23 protein-coding genes are annotated in these 22708 nt (G+C 61.1%); 14 read left to right on the plus strand and 9 right to left on the minus strand.

The annotated features are described in order from the left end of the window. Window positions 1-110 precede the first annotated feature (110 nt). From D8U70_RS03655 to D8U70_RS03665, 3 genes are all read left to right on the plus strand, one after another. Window positions 111-1169, plus strand: coding sequence for a PA0069 family radical SAM protein (locus D8U70_RS03655; RefSeq protein ID WP_130928307.1), 1059 nt, complete (start codon window positions 111-113; stop codon window positions 1167-1169). A 237-nt stretch (window positions 1170-1406) separates the two neighbouring features. After that, a complete protein-coding gene (locus D8U70_RS03660) occupies window positions 1407-2135 on the plus strand; it encodes a carbonic anhydrase (RefSeq protein ID WP_016772323.1) in 729 nt (242 codons plus the stop codon). Between the two features lie 90 nt (window positions 2136-2225). Next, a complete protein-coding gene (locus tag D8U70_RS03665) occupies window positions 2226-3752 on the plus strand; it encodes a SulP family inorganic anion transporter (protein ID WP_110644690.1) in 1527 nt (508 codons plus the stop codon). A gap of 136 nt (window positions 3753-3888) precedes the next feature. On the opposite strand, the gene D8U70_RS03670 is transcribed toward D8U70_RS03665, so the two are convergent. Next, entirely contained in the window at window positions 3889-4539 is a 651-nt protein-coding gene (locus D8U70_RS03670) for a hypothetical protein (RefSeq protein ID WP_016772325.1), read from the minus strand. Between the two features lie 370 nt (window positions 4540-4909). On the opposite strand from D8U70_RS03670, the gene coxB reads away from it, so the two are divergent. The 4 genes from coxB (at window position 4910) to D8U70_RS03690 (ending at window position 9432) form a co-directional block, all read left to right on the plus strand. Then, window positions 4910-6037: a cytochrome c oxidase subunit II gene (gene coxB / locus D8U70_RS03675; RefSeq protein WP_016772326.1), complete on the plus strand. Its 1128-nt coding sequence runs from the start codon at window positions 4910-4912 to the stop codon at window positions 6035-6037. An 82-nt stretch (window positions 6038-6119) separates the two neighbouring features. Then, on the plus strand, window positions 6120-7706 hold the full coding sequence (gene ctaD / locus D8U70_RS03680) for a cytochrome c oxidase subunit I (RefSeq protein WP_042609004.1): 1587 nt from the start codon (window positions 6120-6122) through the stop codon (window positions 7704-7706). A gap of 261 nt (window positions 7707-7967) precedes the next feature. Next, window positions 7968-8519 (plus strand): cytochrome c oxidase assembly protein, encoded by a 552-nt coding sequence (locus tag D8U70_RS03685; RefSeq protein WP_016772328.1) that lies wholly within the window; start codon window positions 7968-7970, stop codon window positions 8517-8519. Window positions 8520-8544: 25 nt separating this feature from the next. Beyond that, complete coding sequence (locus D8U70_RS03690) at window positions 8545-9432, plus strand: cytochrome c oxidase subunit 3 (RefSeq protein WP_095182286.1); 888 nt, start codon at window positions 8545-8547, stop codon at window positions 9430-9432. A 9-nt stretch (window positions 9433-9441) separates the two neighbouring features. On the opposite strand, the gene D8U70_RS03695 is transcribed toward D8U70_RS03690, so the two are convergent. After that, window positions 9442-9645 (minus strand): twin transmembrane helix small protein, encoded by a 204-nt coding sequence (locus D8U70_RS03695; RefSeq protein WP_016772330.1) that lies wholly within the window; start codon window positions 9643-9645, stop codon window positions 9442-9444. 70 nt (window positions 9646-9715) lie between these two features. On the opposite strand from D8U70_RS03695, the gene D8U70_RS03700 reads away from it, so the two are divergent. From D8U70_RS03700 to D8U70_RS03720, 5 genes are read left to right on the plus strand one after another with little or no spacing between them, the layout of a single operon-like run. Then, the gene (locus D8U70_RS03700; protein ID WP_130928308.1) at window positions 9716-10456 is read left to right on the plus strand and encodes an SURF1 family protein; all 741 of its coding nucleotides are present in this window, start codon (window positions 9716-9718) and stop codon (window positions 10454-10456) included. Then, entirely contained in the window at window positions 10422-11015 is a 594-nt protein-coding gene (locus tag D8U70_RS03705; RefSeq protein ID WP_056791251.1) for a hypothetical protein, read from the plus strand. The genes D8U70_RS03700 and D8U70_RS03705 overlap by 35 nt, the downstream gene beginning before the upstream one ends. A 10-nt stretch (window positions 11016-11025) precedes the next feature. Next, complete coding sequence (locus D8U70_RS03710; RefSeq protein ID WP_130928309.1) at window positions 11026-12105, plus strand: COX15/CtaA family protein; 1080 nt, start codon at window positions 11026-11028, stop codon at window positions 12103-12105. After that, window positions 12093-12992: a heme o synthase gene (gene cyoE, locus D8U70_RS03715; RefSeq protein ID WP_071173963.1), complete on the plus strand. Its 900-nt coding sequence runs from the start codon at window positions 12093-12095 to the stop codon at window positions 12990-12992. Before D8U70_RS03710 ends, cyoE begins: the two co-directional genes overlap by 13 nt. Further along, window positions 12989-13624, plus strand: coding sequence for an SCO family protein (locus D8U70_RS03720; protein ID WP_130928310.1), 636 nt, complete (start codon window positions 12989-12991; stop codon window positions 13622-13624). The genes cyoE and D8U70_RS03720 overlap by 4 nt, the downstream gene beginning before the upstream one ends. A 253-nt stretch (window positions 13625-13877) precedes the next feature. Here D8U70_RS03720 and D8U70_RS03725 read toward each other — a convergent pair whose 3' ends face one another. The 3 genes from D8U70_RS03725 to D8U70_RS03735 form a co-directional block, all read right to left on the minus strand. Then, window positions 13878-14648, minus strand: a complete 771-nt coding sequence (locus tag D8U70_RS03725; RefSeq protein ID WP_122705392.1) for a MetQ/NlpA family ABC transporter substrate-binding protein — start codon at window positions 14646-14648, stop codon at window positions 13878-13880. A 64-nt stretch (window positions 14649-14712) separates the two neighbouring features. After that, on the minus strand, window positions 14713-15387 hold the full coding sequence (locus D8U70_RS03730) for a methionine ABC transporter permease (RefSeq protein WP_016772337.1): 675 nt from the start codon (window positions 15385-15387) through the stop codon (window positions 14713-14715). After that, on the minus strand, window positions 15387-16394 hold the full coding sequence (locus D8U70_RS03735) for a methionine ABC transporter ATP-binding protein (RefSeq protein ID WP_016772338.1): 1008 nt from the start codon (window positions 16392-16394) through the stop codon (window positions 15387-15389). Before D8U70_RS03735 ends, D8U70_RS03730 begins: the two co-directional genes overlap by 1 nt. A 263-nt stretch (window positions 16395-16657) precedes the next feature. On the opposite strand from D8U70_RS03735, the gene katE reads away from it, so the two are divergent. Continuing rightward, window positions 16658-18799 carry a catalase HPII gene (gene katE / locus D8U70_RS03740; protein ID WP_130928311.1) on the plus strand — a complete coding sequence of 714 codons (2142 nt, stop codon included), beginning with the start codon at window positions 16658-16660 and terminating at the stop codon, window positions 18797-18799. Between the two features lie 80 nt (window positions 18800-18879). On the opposite strand, the gene D8U70_RS03745 is transcribed toward katE, so the two are convergent. The 4 genes from D8U70_RS03745 to D8U70_RS03760 are packed head-to-tail and all read right to left on the minus strand — an operon-like array spanning window position 18880 to window position 21679. Next, complete coding sequence (locus D8U70_RS03745; protein WP_016772339.1) at window positions 18880-19593, minus strand: PA5502 family lipoprotein; 714 nt, start codon at window positions 19591-19593, stop codon at window positions 18880-18882. A gap of 37 nt (window positions 19594-19630) precedes the next feature. Continuing rightward, the gene (znuB, locus tag D8U70_RS03750) at window positions 19631-20419 is read right to left on the minus strand and encodes a zinc ABC transporter permease subunit ZnuB (RefSeq protein WP_016772340.1); all 789 of its coding nucleotides are present in this window, start codon (window positions 20417-20419) and stop codon (window positions 19631-19633) included. Next, window positions 20412-21197 carry a zinc ABC transporter ATP-binding protein ZnuC gene (gene znuC, locus D8U70_RS03755; protein WP_130928312.1) on the minus strand — a complete coding sequence of 262 codons (786 nt, stop codon included), beginning with the start codon at window positions 21195-21197 and terminating at the stop codon, window positions 20412-20414. Before znuC ends, znuB begins: the two co-directional genes overlap by 8 nt. Continuing rightward, window positions 21197-21679 (minus strand): Fur family transcriptional regulator, encoded by a 483-nt coding sequence (locus D8U70_RS03760; protein ID WP_024014990.1) that lies wholly within the window; start codon window positions 21677-21679, stop codon window positions 21197-21199. Before D8U70_RS03760 ends, znuC begins: the two co-directional genes overlap by 1 nt. Before the next feature lie 66 nt (window positions 21680-21745). Here D8U70_RS03760 and D8U70_RS03765 point away from each other — a divergent pair, with 66 nt between their 5' ends. Continuing rightward, window positions 21746-22666 (plus strand): zinc ABC transporter substrate-binding protein ZnuA, encoded by a 921-nt coding sequence (locus D8U70_RS03765; RefSeq protein WP_081489867.1) that lies wholly within the window; start codon window positions 21746-21748, stop codon window positions 22664-22666. Window positions 22667-22708: the final 42 nt, after the last annotated feature.

Genomic DNA, 22708 nt, shown 5'->3' on the forward strand with positions numbered 1-22708 from the left:
TCCCCGAACGTAGCGGACATGAACAACCACAACTGACCACTCGCCCGACGGCACTAGCCAGATGAGGATCGCCCCGATACTGTGCGCATATACAGTATCGGGGCGTTTTCATGTCTACTCCATTGCCACCTCGCGGTCGCGGCACCGCAACCAACCCGCACAACCGCTTTGCGCCCAGTCGTTCGGTGGCCGAGGACGATGGCTGGTATCAGGAAGTGCCAGAGACGCAAAACACCGAAGTGATCATCGAGAAGGCCAAATCGATCATCAGCCGCAACACCTCGCCGGATCTGCCCTTCGACCGCTCGCTCAATCCCTATCGCGGCTGCGAACACGGCTGCATCTATTGCTATGCACGGCCCAGCCACGCCTATTGGGACATGTCGCCGGGCCTGGATTTCGAAACCCGGCTGATTGCCAAGACCAATGCCGCCCAGGTCCTCGAAGAACAGCTGAGCAAACCCGGCTATCAATGTGCGCCGATCAATCTCGGCTCCAACACCGACCCGTATCAGCCCATCGAGCGCGAATACAAAATCACCCGGCAGACCCTGGAAGTGCTGCTGCGCTATCGCCACCCGGTGACCATCGTCACCAAAGGTTCGCTGATTCTGCGCGATCTCGATTTGCTCACGGAGCTGGCGCAGCAACGGCTGGTGGCGGTGATGATCAGCCTGACCACGCTGGATGATGAACTCAAACGCATCCTCGAACCCCGCGCCGCTGCGCCCAAGGCACGCCTGCGTGCGATCCGGGTGATGCGTGAAGCAGGCATTCCGGTCGGCGTGCTGTGTTCGCCGATGATTCCGATGATCAATGACAGCGAAATCGAAAGCCTGCTCACCGAGGCCCACACCGCCGGTGCGCAAAGCGCCGCCTACATGATGCTGCGCCTGCCGCTGGAAGTGGCGCCGCTGTTCGAGGAGTGGTTGCAGGCGCACTATCCGCAACGTGCCGCCCATGTGCTGAGCCTGATCCGCCAGAGTCGCGGCGGAGAACTCTACGACAGTCGTTTCGGTGCGCGCATGCGCGGTGAAGGACCGTTTGCAGACCTGCTCGCACAAAGATTTGCCAAGGCCATCAAAAAGCTTGGCCTGAACAAACGCGAGGGCTATAACCTCGACTGCTCGGCCTTCTGTCCGCCGGGTCGCCAGATGTCGTTGATTTAGCGACAATTGGCTTTGGGTTGACGGGTTGGAATCCTTCCGCCGAAACACGCCAGTCACGTTTTTTGTGACCTGGAACACACGTTCTAGAGCGTTTGATTCAGTTTCAGTTAAGTTTCGGCGGCTACCTTGTTCATCGAGTGACTGACGGGTCGGGATGACCCGGATGGTTTAAACAGCCACTGGCTTCATACCGGAATACCGGGGAAGACTCCCTGAATCCGCACAAGAGGATGAATCATGAGTGACAAGGATAAACAGTCGTTGGCTGCCTCGGCGCAAAGCCCTGAAGCACAATCCGCCGATGCAGCACTGCGACAGATCGTTGATGGCTTTTTACGCTTTCACCATGACGTTTTTCCGCAGCAGGAAGAATTGTTCAAGAAGCTCGCCACCGCTCAGGCGCCCAAGGCGATGTTCATCACCTGCGCCGACTCGCGCATCGTTCCCGAGCTGATCACCCAGAGCTCGCCGGGCGATCTGTTCGTTACCCGTAACGTCGGCAACGTGGTGCCGCCCTACGGTCAGATGAACGGCGGCGTCTCCACCGCGATCGAATACGCGGTACTGGCGCTGGGCGTGCAACACATCATCATTTGCGGACACTCCGATTGCGGCGCCATGCGCGCGGTACTCAACCCCGACAGCCTGGAAAAAATGCCGACGGTCAAAGCCTGGCTGCGCCACGCTGAAGTCGCGAAAACCATGGTGCACGACAACTGCAACTGCACCGACGAAAAAGACAGCATGCCGATCCTCACCGAGGAAAACGTCATCGCCCAACTGCAGCACTTGCGTACCCATCCTTCGGTAGCCTCGCGCATGGCGAACGGTCATCTGTTCATCCATGGCTGGGTCTACAACATCGAAACCAGCGAAATCAAAGCTTACGACGCGGACCAGGGTCGTTTCCTGCCTCTCGACGGCAGCCATCCGATTCCTGTGGCGACGCCCAAAGCGCGCTTCTAAATCTTCCCAACAATCTGTGTGGTATGACGCCGGCCGCTGATTCAGCGGCCCGGCCTCGCCACGCCTGAAGAAAACTTCGGGAGAATCGCCATGCGTGCGGCTCAATTGAAAGCTGTGTTGCCACGGGAGCTGCTCGCCTCCGTGGTTGTGTTTCTGGTCGCCCTGCCGCTGTGCATGGGCATCGCGATTGCCTCAGGGCTGCCGCCGGCAAAAGGTCTGATCACCGGCATCATCGGCGGTCTGGTGGTCGGTTGGCTGGCGGGGTCGCCGTTGCAGGTCAGCGGTCCGGCGGCGGGTCTGGCAGTGCTGGTTTTCGAGCTGGTGCGCCAGCATGGCGTCGAGATGCTCGGACCGATCCTGCTGCTCGCCGGTTTTCTGCAACTGGTCGCCGGGCGGCTGAAGCTCGGCTGCTGGTTTCGCGTCACGGCGCCAGCGGTGGTCTACGGCATGCTCGCGGGCATTGGCGTATTGATTGTGCTCTCGCAAATCCATGTGATGCTCGATGCCAAGCCGCAGCCTTCCGGGCTCGACAACCTCACGGCGTTCCCAGCGGCCGTAGCGCAAGCCTTGCCATCGTTCGGCTGGCAGGCGGGTCTGCTCGGTCTGTCGACGATTGCGGTGATGTGGCTGTGGGAAAAATTCCGCCCGCATTCGCTGCGCTTCATTCCCGGCGCATTGCTCGGTGTGGGTCTGGCGACGGTGGCGAGCCTGATGCTGGCGTTGCAGGTCAAACGCGTTGAAGTGCCGGCGAATCTGGCCGAAGCGATCGATTGGCTCAAGCCGGCCGACCTGATGAATCTGGCCGACCCGACGCTGCTGATCGCCGCGTTCGCCGTGGCGTTTATCGCCAGTGCCGAAACCCTGTTGTCCGCTGCGGCGGTGGATCGCATGCACAGCGGCGTGCGTTCGGACTTCGACCGTGAACTGTCGGCGCAAGGCGTCGGCAACATGCTCTGCGGTCTGGTCGGCGCCCTGCCGATGACCGGAGTGATCGTGCGCAGTTCGGCCAACGTCCAGGCCGGTGCGACCACACGCTACTCGACGATTTTCCATGGCCTGTGGCTGCTGGCATTCGTGCTGTTGCTGTCGAGCGTGCTGCAAAGCATTCCGGTGGCGAGTCTGGCGGGGGTGCTGGTGTATACCGGCTTCAAACTGGTCGACCTGAAAGCTTTCCGTGGTCTGGGTCGGTACGGGCGGATGCCGATGTTCACCTACGCCGCGACGGCGCTGGCGATCATTTTTACTGACCTGCTCACCGGTGTGCTGATCGGCTTCGGCCTGACCATGTTGAAGCTGGCATTCAAGGCTTCGCGCCTGAAGATCAGCCTGATCGACTTGCCGCAGGACGGCGAGATGGAACTGCGTCTGGTTGGTGCAGCGACGTTCCTCAAAGTGCCGGCGCTGACGCAGGTGCTGGGCAGCATTCCTCACGGTACGAAGGTGCATGTGCCGCTGAACAACCTGAGCTACATCGACCATTCGTGTCTGGAGTTGCTTGAGGAATGGGGCCGGGCGAATGCGGCGAAGGGATCGAAGCTGTTGATCGAGTCGCGTGGGTTGAAGCGCAGGCTGGAAGGCCGGGTGCGGACCAATACCGGGATTGGTGCGGCGGGTTAGAAGTCGACCTCAAAACGCAAACCCTGTGGGAGCGAGCCTGCTCGCGAAAGCGGTGTATCAGCCAACAGAGATGTTGAATGATCGACCGCATTCGCGAGCAGGCTCGCTCCCACACTGGATTTATGACACAAGAAAATCAGGCAGCAGGCTGATCCAGCTCAAGCCCCACACCCAACCGGCGGCCCATGCACGGCCAGCGTTTCCACGCCGCGCCAGTGTCCGGACTGCTGAGTTTTTCGCGGTAGGCTTCGACCGACTCCAAAGCAAAACTCTCTTCGTTGAGCATCTCGTCGATCGCGTGATGCACCGCTTCGTCCAGTTGGTTGGCGAATTCCTCACCGATCAATTGGTGAGCAATCAGGTTGGCGACCGTCATGTCCAAGGGGATCAATGGCTGGCCGAAGTGCTTGATGTACAGGTCGTTGACCTCTTCGACAAAACGGTGTGCCAGATAGGCCTCGTCGAGCAGGCTGTCCAGGCCGACATGTCCGGCCATGATCGCCGGCGGCTGGAGGAAATACTGCTCGGCGATTTTCAGCACCGGTTTGATCTGCGATTCGATTCCCGCTTCCCTGGCGACTTCATTGGCTGCATCCAGCAGGTCCGGTACTTCATCGATGTAGGCGGCGACAAAACGTGTCAGCACGCCTTGGGCGTCGGCTTCCGGCAACTGGATCGCCGGGTGCAGGTGAGGCAGCTTGCTTTCCAGCTGACGGGTCAGCAGGCCGGTGTCTTTTTCGTGCTGTTGGGCTTTTTGGATCTGCTCGCGCAATGCGGCGGTGTTCATGAAAACTCCAGGAAACAAGGCAATGAAATAGGGAAGACATAACTTAGCTGGCTTACGAAAAACGCTAAGACGCATTTGTCATAATTATTTCATCCTTGATGCAGCTGCGTTATATCCATTCGCCACCACTCGTCTGCATCCTTCTCCATTCGGGCACTTGAACGCAAGCGCCGGGTGTTTCAGCTCATTTACGTGCCCGGGTTGCAATTCCCGGGCGCTGTCTATACTCGCCAATGAATGGAGTTAGCTGATGACGCCCGACTGCACCCGCAGCAAGGCCCGGCGATTCAAGTTCGTAGTCTGATGCAGCCGCTCCCTTGCCGCAGGCGATACGCCGGCGGGATAACAAGAACGATAAGGGGAACCCGCAATGATGCGACATCCACATGTCTGGATGGGCCTCCTGTTGTGGTCGATTTTCAGCCCGGCCAACGCGGCATGGACTGTGAATATGGCGCCTGGAGCGACTGAAATCAGTCACGCAGTATTCGACCTGCACATGACCATTTTCTGGATCTGTGTGGTGATCGGGATCATCGTCTTCGGCGCCATGTTCTGGTCGATGATGGTGCACCGCCGCTCTACCGGCCAGGTCGCGGCCAAATTCCACGAAAGCACCGGCGTCGAGATCATGTGGACCATCGTGCCGCTGCTGATCCTGGTGGCCATGGCCGTCCCCGCCACTGCGACGCTGATCAAGATGTACGACACCAGCGAGCCGGACATCGATATCCAGATCACCGGTTATCAGTGGAAGTGGCACTACAAATACCTGGGCCAGGACGTTGAGTTCTTCAGCAACCTGGCCACCCCCGCCGAACAGATTCACAACAAGGAAGCCAAGGGCGAGCATTACTTGCTCGAAGTCGACAAGCCGCTGGTGCTGCCGATCGGCGCCAAGGTGCGCTTTCTGGTGACCTCGGCTGACGTCATTCACTCCTGGTGGGTGCCGGCGTTTGCGGTCAAGCGCGATGCGATTCCCGGGTTCGTCAATGAGGCCTGGACGCGCATCGACAAGCCTGGCCTCTACCGTGGCCAGTGCGCCGAATTGTGCGGCAAGGACCATGGCTTCATGCCGATCGTGGTCGAGGTCAAGGAGCAGGCCGACTACGAAAAATGGCTCGCCGAGCGCAAGGCCGAGGCCGCGCAACTCAAAGAACTGACCAGCAAGGAATGGACCCTCGACGAGCTCAAGGAGCGCGGCGACAAGGTTTACCACACCACTTGCGTGGCCTGTCACCAGGCCGAAGGTCAGGGCCTGCCGCCGATGTTCCCGGCACTCAAGGGCTCGAAAATCGCCACCGGGCCGATCAAGGATCACCTGAGCATCGTCTACCACGGCAAACCCGGCACCGCCATGGCGGCGTTCGGCAAACAGCTGTCGGAAGTCGATATCGCAGCGGTCGTGACTTACGAACGTAACGCCTGGGGCAACAACAAGGGCGACATGGTCACGCCAAAAGAAGTGCTGGAGCTGAAACAGGCGGAAAGCAAATGAGCCGGTCAATTGCGTATTCAGTGAACCGGTCGGGGCAGCGCGCCCTGGCCTGCCCCGTCCACTTTCGTGAAGGAGACCGGCCATGAGCGCTGTCATCGATGACCACGGTCACGCCGACCACGCCCACGGCCCCGCCAAAGGCCTGATGCGCTGGGTGCTGACCACCAACCACAAGGACATCGGCACGCTGTACCTGTGGTTCGCCTTCTGCATGTTCCTGCTCGGCGGCTCGTTCGCCATGGTCATTCGCGCCGAGCTGTTCCAGCCCGGCCTGCAGATCGTCCAGCCGGAATTCTTCAACCAGATGACCACCATGCATGGTCTGGTCATGGTGTTCGGCGCGGTGATGCCGGCATTCGTCGGCCTCGCCAACTGGATGATTCCGCTGATGGTCGGTGCGCCGGACATGGCGCTGCCACGGATGAACAACTTCAGTTTCTGGCTGTTGCCGGCGGCGTTTCTGCTGCTGGTGTCGACGCTGTTCACCCCGGGCGGCGGACCGAATTTCGGCTGGACCTTTTATGCGCCCCTGTCGACGACCTACGCGCCGGAAAGCGTGACGTTCTTCATCTTCGCCATCCACTTGATGGGCATCAGTTCGATCATGGGCGCGATCAACGTAGTCGCGACCATCCTCAACCTGCGCGCTCCCGGCATGACCCTGATGAAAATGCCACTGTTCGTCTGGACCTGGCTGATCACCGCGTTTCTGCTGATCGCAGTGATGCCGGTGCTGGCCGGCTGCGTGACGATGATGCTCATGGATATTCACTTCGGCACCAGTTTCTTCAGTGCTGCCGGCGGGGGTGACCCGGTGCTGTTCCAGCATGTGTTCTGGTTCTTCGGCCACCCCGAGGTGTACATCATGATCCTGCCGGCGTTCGGCGCGGTCAGCCAGATCATCCCGACCTTCGCGCGCAAGCCGCTGTTCGGCTACACCTCGATGGTCTACGCCACGGCGAGCATCGCGTTCCTGTCGTTCATTGTCTGGGCGCACCACATGTTCGTGGTCGGCATTCCGCTGGTGGGCGAATTGTTCTTCATGTACGCGACCATGCTGATCGCCGTGCCTACGGGTGTGAAAGTGTTCAACTGGGCGAGCACCATGTGGCAGGGCTCGATGACCTTCGAGACGCCGATGCTGTTTGCCGTGGCGTTCGTCATCCTGTTTTCGATCGGTGGTTTTTCCGGGCTGATGCTGGCGATCGCCCCGGCGGACTTCCAGTATCAGGACACCTACTTTGTCGTCGCGCATTTCCACTATGTGCTGGTACCGGGGGCGATCTTCGGCATCTTCGCCTCGGCCTATTACTGGCTGCCGAAGTGGACCGGGCACATGTACGACGAAACCCTCGGCAAGCTGCACTTCTGGCTGTCGTTCGTCGGCATGAACCTGACCTTCTTCCCGATGCACTTCGTCGGTCTTGCGGGGATGCCGCGACGGATTCCGGACTACAACCTGCAGTTCGCCGATTTCAACATGGTCTCGTCGATCGGTGCGTTCATGTTCGGCGCCACGCAGATCTTCTTCCTGTTCATCGTCATCAAGACCATTCGAGGCGGCGAACCGGCCCCGGCGAAACCATGGGACGGTGCCGAAGGGCTGGAGTGGAGCGTGCCGTCGCCGGCGCCGTATCACACCTTCACCACGCCGCCGGAAGTGAAATGAACACCTTCTGTTTTTTGCAATGTGTGCAGAGGCACAGATCCCCAGTGGATGCTCACAGATCTCCTGTGGATGTACACAGATCCCTTGTGGGGAGGGGATTTATCCCTGTTGGGCTACGCAGCAGCCCCAAAACCTGCAATCGAAATTCATCAGGTAGACCGTGTGCGCTGGATTCAGGGCCGCTTCGCAGCCCAACGGGGATGAATCCCCTCACCACAAAAGCATCACCGGCCACCAGGGAACACGAGGGAGGCATGAATCATGGCTGACTCGATCTCGCTGAAGAAACTCGTCACCCGCCTGCTGCTGGTGGTGGTGGCGATGTTCGTCTTCGGTTTCGCCCTGGTGCCGATCTACGACGTGATGTGCAAAGCCTTCGGCATCAACGGCAAGACCGGCGGCCAGTACGCGGGCGAGCAAGTAGTGGACACGTCGCGCCAAGTGCGCGTGCAGTTTCTCTCGACCAACACCGCCGACATGCCGTGGGACTTTTACCCGAAACACGACGAGCTGACCGCCAATCCCGGCGCGGTGAACGAGATGGTCTTCATCGCACGCAATCCCACCGACAAACCGATGAGTGCGCAAGCGGTGCCGAGTATTGCGCCGAGCAACGCCGCGGCGTTTTTCCACAAGACCGAATGCTTTTGTTTTACCCAGCAGGTGCTGCAGCCCGGTGAACAGATCGAAATGCCGGTGCGTTTCATCGTTGACCGCGACATGCCCAAGGAAGTGAAGCACCTGACGCTGTCCTACACGCTGTTCGATATCACCGCCCGACATCCTCCGGTGGCTGTAAACACTGGTGGCTGAGCGTGGCCGATAAGGAGAACAATAAATGGCAACTCATGAGCATTATTACGTTCCGGCCCAGAGCAAATGGCCGATCATCGCCACGCTCGGGATGTTCGTCACCGTGTACGGCCTCGCCACCTGGTTCAACGATCTCAAGGCCGCACGCCCGGACTCCCACGGCCCATTGATCTTTTTCGTCGGTGGCCTGCTGCTGGCGTACATGCTGTTCGGCTGGTTCGGTGCGGTGATCAAGGAAAGTCGCGCGGGGTTGTACAGCCCACAGCTGGACCGCTCGTTCCGCTGGGGCATGAGCTGGTTCATCTTTTCCGAAGTGATGTTCTTCGTCGCCTTCTTCGGCGCGCTGTTCTACGTCCGCCACGTGTCCGGGCCGGCGCTGGGCGGCGAAGGGCCGAAAGGCATCGCGCACATGCTCTGGCCGAATTTCGAATTTGTCTGGCCGCTGCTGCACACACCAGACCCGAAACTGTTCCCGCCACCCAAAGAAGTCATCAGCCCTTGGGGCCTGCCGCTGATCAATACGATCCTGCTGGTCAGCTCCAGCGTGACCATCACCATCGCCCACCATGCGCTGAAGAAAGGCCATCGCGGCGCACTGAAACTGTGGCTGGCGATTACCGTACTGCTGGGCATCGCGTTCCTCGGTTTCCAGGCCGAGGAATACATCCACGCCTATAAAGAGCTGGGCCTGACTCTCGGTTCGGGCATCTACGGCGCGACGTTCTTCATGCTTACCGGGTTCCACGGCGCCCACGTGACCATCGGCACGATCATCCTGTTCGTGATGCTGATGCGGATCATGAAGGGCCACTTCGACAACGAGCACCAGTTCGGTTTCGAAGCGGCGAGCTGGTACTGGCACTTCGTCGATGTGGTGTGGATCGGTTTGTTCTTCTTCGTTTACGTCCTCTGACTGCTGGCGCTACCAGGGCGCATGGGACACCAACTGGCCGCTGTAGAAACCCCAGGCCATCAGGCCGACGGTGACCACGGCCAGTGCCACCCGAACACTCAAGGCGATGACCAGCCGATTGGAGCTGCTGTCGTCCTTGACCAGGAAAAACAGGCCGCTGAACAGGCTGACGACCGTGGCAATCAGCATCAGGACGATCGCTGCTTTGAACATGGCAAGACTCCGGGGGACAGGCGATGCACTTGAGTATAGCGATCGCGATGACTGACTTTATGGCGCGCCCATGAAGCGTTTTCGCCCGGGCGTGATTCCCACTGTCGTGGTGGCGCTGTTGCTGCCGATGATGGTTGCGCTGGGCTTCTGGCAACTGGGCCGGGGCGCGGAGAAAACCGCGCTGCTGGCCAGTTATGCCGAACGTCGCGTGGCCGAACCGCTGGCCAGCAGTGAACTGCTCGCCAGCGCCGACCCGGCTTACCGCCGCGTGCGCCTGCACGGCCAGTTCGACCCCGCCCATACCCTGTTGCTCGACAACCGCCAGCGTGGCGGCAAGGTCGGCGTTGAATTGCTGCAACCGTTTCAGGATCAACGCAGCGGTCTGTGGCTGCTGGTCAATCGCGGCTGGCTGCCATGGCCCGATCGGCGCGTGCCGCCGCAATTCACGACACCGGCCGAGGCGCTGACGCTCGACGCCTGGGTCTATGTCGCCCCCGGCGCAACGTTCCAGTTGCACGCCGATCCGGTCAGCCATGTCTGGCCGCAAACCATTACCGCCGTCGAGCCGGGCAAATTGTGGCAAACCCTGGAGCGCGACGGCTTCGCCTACGAACTACGCGCCGAACCCGGGCCGGCGAGCTACCAGACCGATTGGCCCGTAGTCGCGATGGGCCCGGAAAAACACCTCGGCTACGCCGTGCAATGGTTCGCCATGGCCACGGCGCTGCTCGGTCTTTACCTCTATTTCGGCTGGCACCACGCAAAGGAGAAACGCCATGGGAAGCGCCATGAATCCACCCAGCATGTCTGAGGCCAAACCCGTTCCCAGCCGCCGGCGCGGGCGCATTCAGTTGTTGCTGATCGTGCTTGGCGTGGTCGGGCCGATGCTGCTCGCCACCGGCATGTACAAATTGCAGTTCTGGGTGCCGGAAGGACGCAGCTATCACGGCGAGCTGATCGGCAACGGCCAGACCCGCGCCGATCTCGGCGTGCAGGCCGATGAGCAGCGCTGGCAGATTCTGGTCACGGCGCCAAAGGACTGCGCCGTCGATTGCCAGCAACTGGTGTATCTGGCGCGGCAGATCCAGATCAGCCTCGGCCGCGAAGCCGGGCGCGCCAGCCACGCCCTCGCCGCCGCGCAACCACTGAGCGCCGATTACGCCGCCAAACTCGACCGCGAATATCCGCAGTTGCAGCGCTATCCGCTGGATGCCGGGGTGTTCGCCAGGACCACCGGCGATAAAGCTGTGCCGCAGCTGTGGATCGTCGACCCGCACGGCAATCTGGTGCTGCGTTACGAGCCGAATGTGAAGGGCAAGGATCTGCTTAACGACCTGCGGCATCTGCTGAAACTGTCGAACATCGGATGAGGGCATCGTCATGGCCAAACCTGGATTTCGCCTCGCGCTGTTTGCCACCCTGCTGGCGCTGATTGTGGTGTTGCTCGGCGCCTATACGCGCCTGACCCACGCCGGCCTCGGCTGCCCGGACTGGCCAGGCTGCTACGGCTTTATCAGCGTGCCGAAAAGCGAGGCGCAACTGGCTCATGCCGAACTGCATTTCCCTGACGCGCCAGTGGAGGCGCACAAGGGCTGGAACGAGATGATCCACCGCTACTTCGCCGGCACCCTCGGTTTGCTGATTTCAGTGCTGGCCGGGCGCGCCTGGGTCAACCGGCGCCATCCGGGCCAGCCGGTGAAACTGCCGCTGTTTCTGCTGGCGGTGGTCATCGCCCAAGCGGCGTTCGGTATGTGGACGGTGACGCTCAAGCTTTGGCCGCAAGTGGTCACCGGGCATTTGCTCGGCGGCTTTGCCACGTTGAGTCTGCTGTTCCTGCTGACGCTGAGGTTGTCCGGCGTGCTGCCGGCGCTGACCGTACCCAAGCGCCTGCAATACTGGGCGACGGCGGGCCTGCTGCTGGTGATCGGCCAGATCGCTTTGGGCGGCTGGGTCAGTTCCAACTACGCAGCGGTGGCCTGCATCGACTTCCCCACCTGCCACGGCCAGTGGCTGCCGCCGGCGGACTTCGCCAACGGTTTCCACCTGACCCAGCACATCGGCCCGAATTATCTCGGCGGACAACTCGATAGCGATGCACGCACGGCGATTCACCTGACTCACCGCATCGGCGCTTTGCTGGTGACGGTGGTGCTGCTCGGTCTGGCCTGGCAGTTGAAAGCGGTGGGCATGACCCGATTGGCCGGATTGCTGCTGATCGCCCTCGCCGCGCAAATCACCCTAGGCATCAGCAACGTACTGTTCCATCTGCCGCTGCCGGTGGCCGTCGCCCATAACGCCGGCGGGGCGGCGCTGTTGCTGACCTTGGTGGTGGTCAATTATCACGCGCGCACCAGCCTGTTGCGGGTGAGCCAACCAGGGCTGGTGCGCTGGCGCTTGAGTGCGCACAAACCTGTCGTCGCGCCCATCGCATTGAAAGGAGAAACGCCATGGCGAGTCTGATCGGCCAGCGTGCGGCGCAAGCGCTGTGGCGCGATTATCTGGAGCTGACCAAACCGAAAGTCGTGGTGCTGATGCTGATCACCTCGCTGGTCGGCATGTTCCTCGCTACTCGCGCGGGCGTGCCGTGGACAGTGCTGGTGTTTGGCAATCTGGGCATTGCCTTGTGCGCCGGCGGTGCGGCGGCGGTCAATCATGTGGTCGATCGGCGCATTGATGCGGTAATGGCGCGCACGCACAAACGGCCGCTGGCCGAAGGCCGGGTTTCACCTGCGGCGGCGCTGACCTTCGCCTTGGTGCTGGCATTGCTCGGCCAGGCGCTGCTGCTGACCTTCACCAATCAGCTGACCGCTTGGCTGACTCTCGCCTCGCTGCTCGGTTACGCGGTGGTCTACACCGGTTTTCTCAAGCGTGCGACGCCGCAGAACATCGTCATCGGCGGCCTCGCTGGCGCCGCGCCACCGCTGCTGGGCTGGACCGCCGCCACCGGCCATGTCAGCGCCGAACCGCTGTTGCTGGTGCTGATCATCTTCGCCTGGACTCCGCCACATTTCTGGGCGCTGGCGATTCATCGCAAAGAGGAATACGCCAAGGCCGACATTCCGATGCTGCCGGTGACCCATGGCGAGCACTACACCAAAGTGCACATTCTGCTGTACACCTTTGCGTTGCTGGCAGTGAGCCTCTTGCCCTACGTGATTCACATGAGCGGCGTGCTGTATCTGGTCTGTGCGCTGGCGTTGGGCGCAAGGTTTCTGCAATGGGCCGTGGTGCTGTACCGTGGCACTCGGCCGCACGCGGCGATCAACACCTTCAAGTACTCTATTTATTACTTGTTCCTGTTGTTCATCGCCCTGCTCGTAGACCACTACTTACTGTTGAACCTATGACCCGAACCCAGAAAACCGTCTTCATCCTCGTCGCCGTGATCGCGCTGATCCTCGGGCTTACCGTGAATAAAGTGCTGAACGGCAAAGGCCAGGGCGATCCGACTGCGCTGATCGACGCCGGCATTATCCTGCTGCCGCAGAGCCGCAACCTGCCGGACGTGACCATGACCGATCAGGACGGCAAACCAGTTGCCATAGACGAGTTGAAAGGCAAGTGGAGTCTGTTGTTCTTCGGTTATACCTTCTGCCCGGACATCTGCCCGACCACCCTGGCGCAACTGCGGCAGATCAAGAGTGAATTGCCGAAAGAGGCTGTGGATAAATTGCAGATCGTGCTGGTCAGCGTTGACCCCAACCGCGACACGCCGAAGCAGTTGAAACAGTACCTGGGCTACTTCGATCCGCAGTTCATTGGCCTGACGCCCACGTCGATCGAGGAGCTGCAAAAGGTGGCGAACGCGGTGAGCATTCCGTTCATTCCCGCCGATACCAGCAAGCCGAATTACACCGTGGACCACAGCGGCAACCTTGCGGTGATCGGCCCGGACGGCACACAGCGCGGGTTTATCCGCGCGCCGTTGAACAATGCCAAGCTGGTGGCGCAGTTGCCGGCGATGCTTGAGCGCAAATGACAGTTCAAAAGCTAAAAAGCCCCTCACCCTAACCCTCTCCCAGAGGGAGAGGGGACTGACCGAGGTGTTTATTCGAATTGCGCCGACCTGCAATTGTGAGTCGAACTCAGGCTCGAAAAGCTTGAAGGTCGGCCCCCTCTCCCTCGGGAGAGGGCTGGGGTGAGGGGCAGCTTCAAAGCAGGTCCAAAGCCAGACACCAGACACAAAAAAGGGGACGCCATTGGCGTCCCCTTTTTCATTGCAGCCATCCAAATCAGAACGCCGGCAATACCGCGCCTTTGTACTTCTCGGTAATGAACTGCTTCACTTCCGGGCTGTGCAGCGCAGCAGCCAGTTTCTTCATCGCGTCGCTTTCCTTGTTGTCCGCGCGGGACACGAGGATGTTCACGTATGGCGAGTCGTTGCCTTCGATCACCAGCGCATCCTTGGACGGATCGAGCTTGGCTTCCAGCGCGTAGTTGGTGTTGATCAGCGCCAGATCAACCTGGGTCAGCACGCGCGGGATGGTCGCGGCTTCCAGTTCACGGATCTTCAGGTCTTTCGGATTCTCGGCGATGTCTTTGACGGTCGACAGGATGTTTTTCGAATCCTTGAGCTTGATCACGCCAGCCTTGTCCAGCAGCAACAGCGCACGGCCGCCGTTGGTGGCGTCGTTCGGGATCACCACGTTGGCACCACCGGGCAGGTCCTTCAGATCCTTGAGCTTGCTCGAATAAGCACCCAGCGGCTCCAGGTGCACGCCGGTCACGGCGACGAGGCTGGTGCCCTTGGCCTTGTTGAACTCATCGAGGTACGGCTGGTGCTGGAAGAAGTTGGCGTCCAGACGCTTTTCCGCGACCTGTACGTTCGGCTGAATGTAATCGGTGAAGACCTTGACCTTCAGATCCACGCCTTCCTTGGCCAGGGCCGGTTTGACGAATTCGAGGATTTCCGCATGCGGCACCGGGGTGGCGGCAACGGTCAGGGTCTCGGCGTGGGCGGAAAACGCCGCAACAGCGGCGAAAGCAGCGATCAGTTTTTTCATTCAGCTGACTCCTTGTGAGGGCGCCCGCCAGCGAATGGCCCGCGCCTCTTGATTAAAAAACCGCTTATTTGCGCGAGAAATGCACGACCAGACGGTCGCCAACCATTTGCAGCACTTGCACCAGAATCAACAGCAGCACCACGGTGACGATCATCACGTCAGTCTGGAAACGCTGGTAGCCGAAACGGATCGCCAGGTCGCCCAGACCACCGGCGCCGACCACACCGGCCATCGCCGTGTAGGACACCAGTGTAATCGCTGTCACCGTAATCGCTGCGAAGATGCCCGGACGGGCTTCCGGCAGCAAGGCGTTCATGATGATCTGCCGCGTGGTCGCGCCCATCGACTGGGTCGCTTCGATGATGCCGCGATCGACTTCGCGCAGCGCGGTTTCCACCAGACGCGCGAAGAACGGCGTAGCACCAACCACCAGCGGCGGGATCGCCCCGGCCACGCCCAGCGAGGTGCCGGTGATCAGCACGGTGAACGGAATCATCACGATCAGCAGAATGATGAACGGCAGCGAACGCAAGATGTTCACCACCAGCGACAGCACGGCGTAGAGGCCACGGTTCTCCAGCAACTGACGTGGGCTGCAGAGAAACAGCAGCACGCCCAGCGGCAGGCCGAGCAGCACGGTGAACAGCAGCGAACCGCCGAGCATCAGCATGGTGTCGCCGGTGGCCAGCCAGATTTCGTACCAGTCGATATTGGCGAAGAAACTCATCAGGTCGGCCATTAGCGCAACACCTCCATGTGAACGTCAGCGGCGGTGAAGCGGGCAAACGCCGCCTCCATGTCGCCACCGGTGACAGCGAGGGTCAGTTGCCCGTACGGAATGTCTTTGATGCGGTCGATGCGACCGGCGAGGATGCTGTAGTCGACGCCGGTTTCCCGGGCGACGGTGCCGAGCAACGGCGCGTAGGTCGCTTCGCCCTGGAAGGTCAGACGCACGATACGCCCCGGCACGTGGGCGAAATCGTCACGCTGTTCGCTCTCGTCGATCTGCTCGCTTTCCTGGACGAAACGCTTGGTGGTCGGGTGCTGCGGATGCAGGAACACATCGGCCACCGGACCCTGCTCGACGATCACGCCGGCGTCCATCACCGCGACCTGATCGCAGACGCGCCGGATCACGTCCATCTCGTGGGTGATCAGGACGATGGTCAGTTTCAGTTCGCGATTGATTTCCGCCAGCAGTTGCAGAACCGATGCGGTGGTCTGCGGGTCGAGGGCACTGGTGGCCTCGTCGCACAGCAGAATCTTCGGCTTGGTCGCCAGCGCACGGGCAATGCCGACGCGTTGCTTCTGACCGCCGGACAATTGAGCCGGGTACTTTTTCGCGTGGTCGGACAGACCGACCCGCGCCAGCAGCTCGGCCACCCGTTGATTGATTTCACTGCTCGAAAGCTCACCGGCCAATGTCAGCGGCAAGGCCACGTTGTCGGCGACGGTCTTGGAGGCGAGCAGGTTGAAGTGCTGGAAGATCATCCCGACCTGCTGGCGGAAACGGCGCAGGCCGTTGGCATCCAGTGCGGTGACTTCTTCGCCGTCGACGATGATCTTGCCGCCACTGGAGTCTTCCAGGCGATTGATCAGACGCAGCAGGGTACTTTTGCCCGCACCGGAATGGCCAATCAGGCCGAACACCTGGCCGTTCTCGATGGCGAGACTGGTCGGGTGCAGCGCGGGAATATCCTTACCGGCGACGCGGTAAGTCTTGTGGACGTTTTGAAACTCGATCACGTAGCGAACCTTGTGGGGCGCGTTGGAAAAGGATCAGCGGTTAGCCGGGCGCGCATTTTAGCCTGTCCGTATAGAGGTTCTTAGCATTTATTTCGCAATTAACCTTCGATTTGGCAATAACGCGATCAAAGGTCAGATAAACGGAACGGCTGAAACGCTCATCAGTCACTACTTAAGCGACTTGAAACCCCTGGGTGCCGTGCCCGGGAATCACTCAAGGGTCTGCGGAAGGCATCCGGGGCCAAACGAGGAGTTTACGTCTGATGAGCATCAAAAAGCCTGCACCTGATAAAAGCGAGATGGCCGGAACCGACACCCCGGATCGCGCCAACACCAACGCCAAGCTCGACAGCCTGGAAGAATTCCGTTCGGACGCCACCGGTCAGGCACTGCGCACCAATCAGGGCGTGAAGATCGCCGACAACCAGAACACCCTCAAAGCCGGGCCGCGCGGGCCGTCGCTGCTGGAAGACTTCATCATGCGTGAAAAAATCACGCACTTTGACCATGAGCGGATTCCGGAGCGCATTGTCCATGCGCGCGGCACCGGCGCGCACGGTTTCTTTCAGACCTACGAGAACCATGCAGCGCTGACCAAGGCCGGTTTCCTACAGGATCCGGGCAAGAAGACGCCAGTGTTCGTGCGCTTTTCCACGGTGCAGGGGCCACGTGGTTCCGGCGATACCGTGCGTGACGTGCGTGGCTTTGCGGTGAAATTCTTTACCGACGAGGGTAACTTCGACCTGGTCGGCAACAACATGCCGGTGTTCTTCATTCAGGACGCGATCAAGTTCCCGGACTTCGTCCACGCGGTGAAACCCGAGCCGCACAACGAAATCCCGACCGGCGGCTCGGCTCACGACACGTTCTGGGACTTCGTCTCGCTGGTGCCGGAATCGGCGCACATGGTCATCTGGGCGATGTCCGACCGGGCGATCCCGAAAAGCCTGCGCAGCATGCAGGGCTTTGGCGTACACACCTTCCGCCTGATCAACGCCGAGGGCAAATCACGCTTCGTCAAATTCCACTGGCGCCCTACCGCCGGCACTTGCTCGCTGGTGTGGGACGAGGCGCAGAAGCTCGCCGGTAAAGACACCGACTACCACCGTCGCGACCTGTGGGAAGCGATCGAGATGGGCGACTACCCGGAGTGGGAACTGGGCGTACAGATCGTCGAAGAAGAGAACGAACACGATTTTGACTTCGACATCCTCGACCCGACCAAGATCATCCCCGAAGAAATCGTCCCGATTACGCCGCTGGGCAAAATGACCCTGAACCGCAACCCGGACAACTTCTTCGCCGAAACCGAGCAGGTCGCCTTCTGCCCTGGCCACATCGTGCCGGGAATCGATTTCTCCAACGACCCGCTGCTGCAAGGTCGACTGTTCTCCTACACCGACACGCAGATCAGCCGACTCGGCGGGCCGAACTTCCATGAGCTGCCGATCAACCGTCCGGTGGCGCCGTTCCACAACGGCCAGCGTGACGCGCAGCACCGCACCACCATCGATAAGGGTCGTGCCTCGTACGAGCCGAACTCGATCGACGGCGGCTGGCCAAAAGAAACCCCGCCAGCGGCACAGGACGGTGGTTTCGAGAGCTACCCGGAGCGCATCGACGCAGCGAAGATCCGTCAACGCAGCGAGTCGTTCAGCGATCACTTCTCTCAGGCCCGCTTGTTCTTCAACAGCATGAGCGACCACGAGAAAGAGCACATCATCGCTGCCTACAGCTTCGAGCTGGGCAAGGTCGAACGTGAGTTCATCCGTGCCCGTGAAGTGAACGAGATCCTCGCCAATATCGACCTGACCCTGGCCAAACGCGTGGCTGAAAACCTCGGTTTGCCGGCGCCAGCCAAAGGCACGGTCGAAGTGCGCAAGACCTCGCTGGAGCAATCGCCAGCGCTGAGCCAGGCCAACCTGCTACCAGGCAATATCAAAACGCGCAAAGTGGCAATCCTTGCTGCCAATGGTGTTGATGCTGCGGCCATCGATGCGATGAAAAAAGCGCTGGAAGCCGAGGGCGCCCACGCGAAACTGCTCGGCCCGACCTCGGCGCCAGTCAAGACCGCTGACGGCAAGGCATTGCCGGTGGATGCGTCGATGGAAGGCATGCCTTCAATTGCGTTCGATGCGGTGTTCGTACCGGGTGGCGCGGCGTCGATTACCGCGTTGAGCGGCGACGGCGTGGCGCTGCATTTTCTGCTGGAGGCCTACAAGCACCTGAAGGCGATCGCGCTGCACGGCGAGGCCAAGCAGTTGCAGGACTTGCTGAAGCTCGACGCGGATGCGGGGCTGTTGCAGGGCGCGGATGTGGGGGCGTTGACCAAGCCGTTCTTCGCCGCGATTGGCGAGCATCGGGTCTGGGCGCGGGAGCCTAAGGCCAAGGCGATTCCAGCGTAAAAGCAAAAGATCGCAGCCTTCGGCAGCTCCTACAGGATGTACTCAATCCCATGTAGGAGCTGCCGGAGGCTACGATCTTTTTATGGCTTGCGCGGGCTTAAAACCATCTGCGCCGGCACTGTGCGCAAGATCTGCTTCTCGATCTGCAAATCAAAATCAGGATCGAGCTTCTTGACTCGCTTGCTCAGCAACGTCGCCAGCCACGGATAATCCGCGGTGCGCGGCGCCTGGATGCTGACGGCGCATTCGTAATTCACCACATCGGCGGCGATCGCATCGAGTTGTCGTTGCAGCTTGTGAATATCACCGATGTTCAACGCAACTGTGGTGCTCTCGGCGGTCGGGTCGATGACCTTGGCTTTCGGCCTGGCTTCGGCAGCCAGCAGCGCGGCCTCAGCCTTTTCCAGCTCGGCCTTGCGCGCTTCGGTGATCGCGCCGTTGACGCCGCCGGTCAGCGCTGGCGCCTTGGGCATCAGAGCACGGGCGCGGCTGAGCGCGGTGGCGGCAGCGTTGACATCACCTTTCTGCAGGACGATCTGGCTGCGGCGCAGGTACGCCTCGGCCAGCTGCCGCTGGTATTGCTCAAGGGATTGATCGTTGGGGGTTGCGGCCTGCAACGCGGCCAACTGGTCTTCGGCGGTGGCCAGTTCGCTGCTGGCCAGGCTTTGCTCCAGCTGCGCGATGGCCGTAGCCCGCGCATCCGGGACTTCAGCCACCGGCGGCGTGCTTTGGCAGGCGCCCAGCAGCACTGAAAATGCGACAAGGAGCAGATAACGGGAGGCGAACGGCTTCATTCCTGCGACTCTCTAATTGCGCAAAAAGCGGCCAAGTCTACACCCCACGACGGGGCAGAACAAAACTCAACAGAAACAGCGCGGCTGCCGTCACCACGATCGACGGCCCCGCCGGGGTGTCCTTGAACCACGACAACGCCAGCCCGCCGCACACCGCGAGCATGCCCAGCAGGCTCGCCCCCAGCGCCATCTGCTCCGGCGAACGGGCGTGACGCTGTGCCGCAGCCGCCGGGATGATCAGCAGCGAAGTGATCAGCAGCACCCCGACGATTTTCATCGCCACGGCGATCACCACCGCGATCAACAGCATCAGCGCCAAGCGCAAACCCGCAACCGGCAGGCCTTCGACCCGCGCCAGTTCTTCGTGCACGGTGACCGCCAGCAGCGGTCGCCACAGCGTCACCAGCAACACCAGCACCGCCGCAGTGCCGCCGAGAATCCACGCCAGGTCGCTCGGACTGATCGCCAGCAAGTCGCCAAACAGATAGGCCATCAGGTCGATCCGCACTTCATGCATGAAGCTTAGTACCACCAGGCCGAGAGAGAGCGTGCTCGGGGCAAGAATTCCCAACAGCGTGTCGGACGCCAGCGGCTGACGCTGTTGCAGCGTCACCAAGAGCACCGCCAGCAGCAGGCAACCGACCGTCACCGCCACCGTCGGGCTGACGTCCAGCAAAAAGCCCAGCGCCACGCCGAGCAGTGCGGCGTGGGACAGGGTATCGCCGAAATAGGCCATGCGCCGCCACACCACAAACGAGCCGAGCGGCCCGGCCACCAGCGCCAGGGCCAGACCTGCAAGCAGGGCATACAAAAGAAAATCAGCCATGCTTGCAGCCGTCTCCATGAACATGAGGTTGCCCGCCGAGCGGGCCCTTGACCACCGAACCGTGCAGGTCGTGGGCGTGGTCGTGATGGTGGTGATAGATCGCCAGACTCGGCGCGTTCTTGCCGAACAGCTCGACGAATGCCGGATCGCCGCTGACCTGCTCGGGGTGCCCGGAGCAGCAGACGTGGCGGTTGAGGCAGACCACCTGATCGGTGGTGCTCATCACCAGATGCAAATCGTGGGACACCATCAGCACGCCGCAACCGTGGCGGTCGCGCAGCCGGGTGATCAGGCTGTACAGCTCGGCCTGCCCGGCCACGTCGACGCCCTGCACCGGCTCATCGAGCACCAACAGTTCCGGCTCGCGCAGCAGTGCCCGAGCCAGCAGCACGCGCTGCATTTCGCCGCCGGAAACGCTCTGCACCGGGCCGTCGATCACGTGTTCGGCGCCAACTTCCTTCAACGCGGCCAAGGCACGCGAACGATCGACGCCGGGCACCAGGCGCAGGAAGCGCAGCACTGACAGCGGCAGGGTCGGGTCGACATGCAGTTTCTGCGGCATGTAGCCGACGCGCAGCTTCGGTTTGCGCCAGACGCTGCCACTGTTCGGCTTCAACAGCCCGAGCACGGCGCGCACCAGCGTGGTCTTGCCGGCGCCGTTGGGGCCGATCAGGGTGACGATCTGCCCCGGCTCGACGCTCAGCTCGATGTTGTCCAGCACGGTCTGCCCGGCAAACGTGACGGCGACCTGCTCCAGACGGATCAGCGCGTTGCTCATCAGGCCCCCTGGCAACCGGCGCACAGGCCAACCACTTCGACCGTCTGCGCTTCGACGATGAAACCCACGTCTTTGGCGCTGCTGATGATCGCGTCGCTGATCACTTTTTGCTCAAGTTCGATGGCGGCGTGGCACTCGCGGCAGATCAGGAACTGGCCCTGATGCGCGTGTTCCGGGTGTACACAGCCGACGAAGGCGTTCAGCGAAGAGATGCGATGGACCAGGCCGTTTTCCAGCAGGAAATCCAGTGCGCGGTACACGGTAGGCGGCGCGGCGCGGCGGCCGTCCTGCTCGCTGAGCACCGCAAGGATGTCGTAGGCACCCAGTGGCTTGTGACTCTGCCAGACCAGTTCCAGCACGCGGCGGCGCAGGGCGGTCAGACGCAAACCTTTCTGCGCGCATAAGGTATCGGCCTCGGACAAAGCGCTGTGCACGCAATGGGAGTGGTCGTGGGGACGGCTGGCAATCGGTGTAATAGGCATGAGCGGCGACGAGATTTGCTGGAGACGTTATTATGTTACCCGTTCTCGCTTCCTTGAGTGGTCATCGTGTCCCGACTTTTTTCTGTTTTTGTGGCTTTCGTTGCCAGTTTTCTGCTGATCGGTACGGCTCAGGCCGAAGTCAAAGTGCTCACCAGCATCAAACCGTTGCAGTTGATTGCCGCTGCCGTGCAGGACGGCGTGGCGATTCCCGAGGTGCTGCTGCCACCGGGTGCCTCGCCGCACAATTACGCCCTGCGCCCGTCCGACGTACGGAAGGTGCAGTCGGTCGATCTGCTCTACTGGATCGGCCCGGACATGGAAGGTTTCCTGCCGCGCGTACTCGGCGGTCGCAGCCTGCCGAGCGTCGCGGTGCAGGATCTGCCAGGCCTGAAGCTGAGGCATTTCGGCGCGGACAACCATTCCCATGCCGAAGAAGCCGACGAGCATGATCACGATCATCGCCCCGGCTCGCTGGATGCACACCTGTGGCTGTCACCGGTCAATGCGCGGGTGATCGCCGACAAAATGGCCGCCGACCTCAGCGCCGCCGACCCGGCCAATGCCCAGCGTTATCAGAGCAATGCCAAAGCCTTCGATGCACGTCTGGATGCGCTGGATCAGCGTTTGAAGAAGCGCTTGGCCAATGTCGAAGGCAAGCCGTACTTCGTCTTTCATGAGGCGTTTGATTATTTCGAAGACGCTTACGGCCTGAAGCACGCGGGCGTGTTCGCGGTGGCCGCTGAAGTACAGCCCGGCGCCCAGCATGTCGCGGCGATGCGCAAGCGTCTGCAGGAAGTGGGCAAGACCTGTGTGTTCAGCGAGCCACCGTTGCGTCCACGTCTGGCGGAAACGCTGGTGGCCGGTTTGCCAGTGAAACTGGCCGAGCTGGATGCGCTGGGTGGTTATACGCCGGCGACCGCTCAGGGATATGAGCAGGTGCTGGAAAAACTCGGCAATGATCTGGCCGGGTGCCTGGAGTCGCTGTAACAACACAAACCCTGTGGGAGCGAGCCTGCTCGCGAAAGCGGT

Origin of the sequence: Pseudomonas sp. Sample_20 (genome assembly GCF_004307585.1) — a bacterium.
GTDB lineage: Bacteria > Pseudomonadota > Gammaproteobacteria > Pseudomonadales > Pseudomonadaceae > Aquipseudomonas > Aquipseudomonas atacamensis.